Here is a 4,943-nt window from a genome sequence, read left to right as displayed (position 1 = left end):
GCGGATCCGGTCGCGCTCAGGGCGCGGGGTAGACCTCCGCGCGGTCGACGGTGACGATGGCGTCGCTCGACCCGGCGGGCCGGTCACCGGTGACCGTGACGGTCAGGGTGTGCTCGCCGGGGCCGAGTTCGGGGCTCAGGTACACGCGCTGCTCCCCGACCCGGAACGGGTGGTGGTAGCTCACCGGCTCCGAGGGCGGCCCGCCGTCCACCGAGAACGTCGCGTAGCCGTGGTCGGTGTCCAGCGACCCGTACACCGCGATCCGCGACCCGGTGAAGTGGTAGGTGGCCGTGGCCCCGGCCTGGGCGGTGTAGTGGTCGTCGCCGTGGAAGCAGTGCGCCCCGCACCGCTCCCCCGTGGTCCAGTCGCCCTCGTAGGAGACCCGCGGCCCGCCCCGGCCGGTGTCGGTGTCGTTGACCGCCGTGCTGCCCGCGCCCGGGTCCCCGGAGGGGAGGCGCTGGGTCGCCCCCGCCGCCAGCGGCCGTCCGAGGTCGGGGGTCCCCTCGGGGGTCCAGCCGATGCGCTGGGCGCGCGTGGACCGGAAGGAGTAGGTGTACTCGGGCGTGTTCTTGGCGTGGTAGGCGATCCAGTCCTCGGTGCCGTCGGGCGAGCGGAAGAAGAAGTGGTGCCCGGGCCCCCAGACCCCGGCCGCGTCGTCGCGGCTGAACAGCGGCCCCGGCAGCTGCTCCCAGGCGTCCGCCGACAGCGGGTCGGCGCCCCCGTCCAGCGCGATCGACCAGATCTGGTAGTCGGGTTTGCCGGTGTCGCAGGTGGAGTAGGTGAGGAAGGTCCGGCCGTCGCGGTACAGCGGGGTCGGCCCCTCCCGGACCTCGGGGCAGCCGCCCTCGTTGGGCAGCGCGACGGGTTCCCCCTCGATCGTCCAGGGGTTGCTCATCCGCGCGGCGTAGAGCTGCTGGGGGCCGCCGTCGAACCCGCGTCCGGGGCTGCTCCAGGCGAAGTAGGGCTGCCCGTCGTGCACGAACGGCTCGCCGTCGATGGCGTAGGTGCCGGTGTCGGCGATCCGTGCCTTGAACTCGTAGGGTCCGGCCGGGTCGTCGCCGGCCGACTCCAGGACGTAGAGCCGGTGGCTGGCGTCCCGCTCCACGGGGTCGGTCAGCCTGCTGTCGGCGGCCGTGTAGTAGAGGTACCAGCGCGGCCCGTCCCCGGTCTGGAACCGGTGCAGCGCCGGGGCCCACAGTTCGGTGTCGCGGCTGGGATCGCTGTCGCGCCACACCTCCACGGGTTCGGCGGTGGCCAGGGTGGCCAGGCTGGGCGAGCTCCACACGGAGATGCGGTCGCCCTGGGTGGTGGACAGGTAGTAGTTCCCGTCGTGGTGCACGATCGTGGGGTCTGCTCCGGCGTTGAGGGGGTTGCGGAACGTTCCCTCCTGGGCGGACTCGGCGGGAACCGCCTGAACTGCCGGTCCGGCGGCATCGGCCGCCGTGGTGGCGGTACCGCTGGAGGACGCGGCGGTGGCGGTGGTGGCGAGGGGGAGTACGAGCAGCGCCAGGGTCAGGGCGCCGAGAGCCGTCAGGTGGTGTCGCGGGCGAGGGGACGTGCGTGGTGACATCGCTGTTTCCCGTCCGGTGGAGTGGTGCTCTTCCTGCTTCTTACGTCGTTGTCGTCGTGCGGTGGAGCCCGCGCGCCCGCGGCCCCGGCGGTGCGCGGTGCGCCCTCGGGCACGCCCCGGCCGGTCGGTCCCGGGCGCGCGGACCGGTTCTCACTGGCCGCCCAGACCCGTCGTGGCGACGCTGTTGACGATCTGGCGCTGGAACAGCATGAACACGACCACCATCGGCGCCGCCGCCACCATCGACGCCGCCAGCTGCGAGGCGTAGAAGGTGCCGTAGGAGTCCAGGATGTTGGGGATGCCCACGGGCAGCGTCATCAGGGCCGGGTCGGTCGTGATGATGAACGGCCACAGGTAGTTGTTCCAGGCGGTGATGAACACGAAGATCGACGCCGCCGCCAGGACGGGCCGCGACAGCGGCATGATCACCGTCGTGAACAGCCTCCAGTAGGAGGCCCCGTCCATGCGGGCCGCCTCGTCCAGCTCGCGCGGCACCGCGTCGAAGAACCGCTTGAGCACGAACACGATGACCGGCGCCACCAGCTGCGGCAGGATCACCGCCGCGTAGGTGTCCACCAGGCCCAGCGACACCATCTGCTGGAACAGCGGCACGATGAGCAGCTGCGGCGGGACCACGATCGCCGCCACCGTGAGGGCCATCAGCGCCGCCCGGCCCCGGAAGTCCATGCGCGACATCGCGAAGGCCGCCGGGGCCGCCACCACGATCGTGAGCAGGGTGACCAGCACGGCGATGACCAGGCTGTTGAACAGCCACATCTGCACGTTCCCGGCCTCGAACAGGTTGCGGTACTGCTCCAGGGTGAACCCGGTCCCGGGGACCAGGGTCGGCGGCAGCGCGACCGCGTCCCCCTCGGTCTTGAACGAGGTGACCAGCGCCCACACCATGGGGGCCAGCCACAGCACCGCGAGGACCGCCAGCGCCGACACGGCGGCGATCCGCGGTCCGCGGCCCCCGCCCAGCATCAGGTCGCGCTGCCTGGCGCGGTCCAGGGCCGCCTCGGCCCGCCGCGTCGAACGCATGCTCCGCGTCGCCATGTCAGACCCTTCTCCGCGCGCTGATCCACAACTGGAGGGCGGCCACGCCCAGGACGAGTGCCAGGAACAGGTAGGAGACGGCGGCGCCGTACCCGAACCGGTAGCCGGTGAAGCCCACGTCGTAGATGTAGAGCAGCAGCGAGCGGGTCGCCTCGCCCGGGCCGCCCCCGGTGAGCAGGTAGATCTGGTCGAAGACCTTCAGCGAGGCCAGCACCTGCAACAGCAGGACGACCACCGTGGTGCCCCGCAGCTGGGGGAGGGTGACGTGGCGCAGGCGGGCCCACGCCCCCGCTCCGTCCAGCGCGGCGGCCTCGTACAGGTGGCCGGGGATCGACTGGAGGGCGGCCAGGTACAGCAGGAAGTTGAACCCGACCGTCCACCACACCGTGGTCAGCGCCACCGACCACATCGCCACGCCCTCGTCGGTCAGCCAGCCCAGGCCCTCCATCCCCAGCAGCCCCAGCGCGTGGTTGAGCAGACCGAAGTCCTCCACGTACAGGAACTTCCACACCAGCGCCACGGTGGCCACCGGCAGCAGGAACGGCAGGAAGAACGACAGCCGCCACAGCCACTGCCCGGGCAGCCCGGTGTGCACCAGGACCGCCATGGCCAGTGCGACCACCACCAGGGGGACGGTGGTGATGAGGGTGAACAGGACGGTGTTGCCCAGGGTCCGCCACACCATCGGGTCGCCCAGCGCCTCGGCGTAGTTGTCCAGCCCGACGACCGCGCCGCCCGCCCCGTTGAGGGCGGTGTCGGTGAAGCTCATCCACAGGCCGCTCACCAGCGGCCAGGCCAGGAACAGCGCGTACACCAGGAGGAAGGGCAGCAGGAACACCAGGGGCGAGTCCGCCAGGCGCCGCCACAGCAGCCGCGCGCCGCCGGGGCCGCCCGGCGGGGAGCCCGCGCCCGCACGGGCGCGGGCGGGGGCTTGGGTGGTCACGCTCATTCCTGGCCTCCCGGGTTGGTGCGGGCGGCCCAGGAGTCCAGGGTCCTGCCCAGGTGGTCCACCGCCGCCTCGGGTCCGTCGCCGGTCAGGGCCGTGCGCAGCGCCTCGCTCACGTCGGAGTGGAACCGCGATCCGGCCCCGGCGAACCACACCTCGGGGTCGAGCACGGGGGTCTCCCCGGCGGCGGCGTAGTCCGACTGCGGGTCCAGCGCCAGGTACTCCGGCGACTGGGCGATCGGCGAGTAGGCCGGGATGTGGCCCGCCTCGCCCCAGATCAGGCTGTTGCGCACCATGAGCGCCACGAACTCGTGGGCGGCGCGCACCCGTGCGGGGTCGGGGTCGCCCTGGCGGGGCAGCACGAAGGCGTGGGAGTCGGCGTACCCGCCGGGCTGGTCGAAGACCGTGGGGAAGGGGGCCGCCCCCAGGTTCTCCACGTGTTCCGACAGGTAGGGCAGCTCCCACTCCCCGCACACGAGCATCGCCGAGCGCCCCGAGGCGAAGGCCGCCAGGGCGGTGGGGTAGTCCAGGTCCGGCTCCGACGTCCGGCCGTCGAGCAGTTCGGCGAGGAAGGAGTACACGCGCAGCGCCGCGTCGCGGTCGAACACCGCCGGTCCGCCCCCGGGCAGCTCCATGGACGCGCCGGTCTGGTTGTACAGCATCCAGAACAGCCGCCACCCCTGGGAGTCGTCGTTGACGTGCCCGTAGGAGACGCCGTTGCCGCCCCCGGCCTCGGCCAGCGCCCGGGAGGCCGCGAGGAACCCCTCGGGGGAGTTCATCCCGGTCAGCTTCCCGTCCCCGTCGAGCAGACCGGCCCGGTCGGCGACTTCGGCGTCGTAGAAGACGATCACCGGGTGGGTGTCCAGCGGGACGGCGTAGGTGGCGCCGTCGTGGATGCCGCGTTCCCACAGGTCGGGTACGAAGTCCTCGGCGGTGACCCCGAACTCGGCCAGCAGGTCCAGGTCGAAGGGTTCGAGCAGCCCGCCGGGGGCGTACCCGGGCAGGCGGGACAGGTGCAGCACGGCCGTCTCGGGTGCCCGACCGCCCACGGAGGCCACCGCCAGCTTGGTGTAGTACGGCGGTCCCCAGGCCAGTGTGCTGGGGGTGACGTCCAGGTGCGGGGCCTGTTCGCGCACCGCGTCCAGCATGGTCTGCACCCGGGCGCCGTCGCCGCCCTGGAACAGGCTCCAGAACCGCACCTGCGTGGTCGATCCCGAACCGGGGGCGGGGGCGCATCCGGCGGCGCCCAGGGCCGAGCCCAGGGCGAGGGCTCCCGTGCCCAGGAGCACGCGGCGCCGCGAGAACGGCGGAGGCGGCCCGGTCGGCGGGCTGGGTCTGCGTGGTGGGTGCGGCATCGGCGGACTCCAAGGG

4 protein-coding genes are annotated in these 4,943 nt (G+C 72.8%); all 4 read right to left on the bottom strand.

Annotation, left to right across the window (positions count from 1 at the left end):
• Positions 1–16 precede the first annotated feature (16 nt).
• Positions 17–1,570, bottom strand: coding sequence for a glycoside hydrolase family 43 protein (locus tag DQW06_RS04535; RefSeq protein ID WP_117198010.1), 1,554 nt, complete (start codon positions 1,568–1,570; stop codon positions 17–19).
• A gap of 150 nt (positions 1,571–1,720) precedes the next feature.
• On the bottom strand, positions 1,721–2,626 hold the full coding sequence (locus tag DQW06_RS04530; protein ID WP_117198009.1) for a carbohydrate ABC transporter permease: 906 nt from the start codon (positions 2,624–2,626) through the stop codon (positions 1,721–1,723).
• A 1-nt stretch (position 2,627) separates the two neighbouring features.
• On the bottom strand, positions 2,628–3,575 hold the full coding sequence (locus tag DQW06_RS04525; RefSeq protein WP_013152133.1) for a carbohydrate ABC transporter permease: 948 nt from the start codon (positions 3,573–3,575) through the stop codon (positions 2,628–2,630).
• A complete protein-coding gene (locus DQW06_RS04520) occupies positions 3,572–4,927 on the bottom strand; it encodes an extracellular solute-binding protein (RefSeq protein ID WP_232832956.1) in 1,356 nt (451 codons plus the stop codon). Before DQW06_RS04520 ends, DQW06_RS04525 begins: the two co-directional genes overlap by 4 nt.
• Positions 4,928–4,943 lie beyond the last annotated feature (16 nt).

Source organism: Nocardiopsis sp. TNDT3 (assembly GCF_003427465.1).
Taxonomy (GTDB): domain Bacteria; phylum Actinomycetota; class Actinomycetes; order Streptosporangiales; family Streptosporangiaceae; genus Nocardiopsis; species Nocardiopsis dassonvillei.
The sequence above is the reverse complement of the archived record's forward strand: the minus strand, read 5'-3'. Positions and strand labels throughout refer to the sequence as shown.

Excerpts from the sequence above, each read along its gene's own strand:
- DQW06_RS04535 (WP_117198010.1), bottom strand. The coding sequence starts at position 1,570 with ATGTCACCACGCACGTCCCCTCGCCCGCGACACCACCTGACGGCTCTC.
- DQW06_RS04530 (WP_117198009.1), bottom strand. The coding sequence starts at position 2,626 with ATGGCGACGCGGAGCATGCGTTCGACGCGGCGGGCCGAGGCGGCCCTG.
- DQW06_RS04525 (WP_013152133.1), bottom strand. The coding sequence starts at position 3,575 with ATGAGCGTGACCACCCAAGCCCCCGCCCGCGCCCGTGCGGGCGCGGGC.
- DQW06_RS04520 (WP_232832956.1), bottom strand. The coding sequence starts at position 4,927 with ATGCCGCACCCACCACGCAGACCCAGCCCGCCGACCGGGCCGCCTCCG.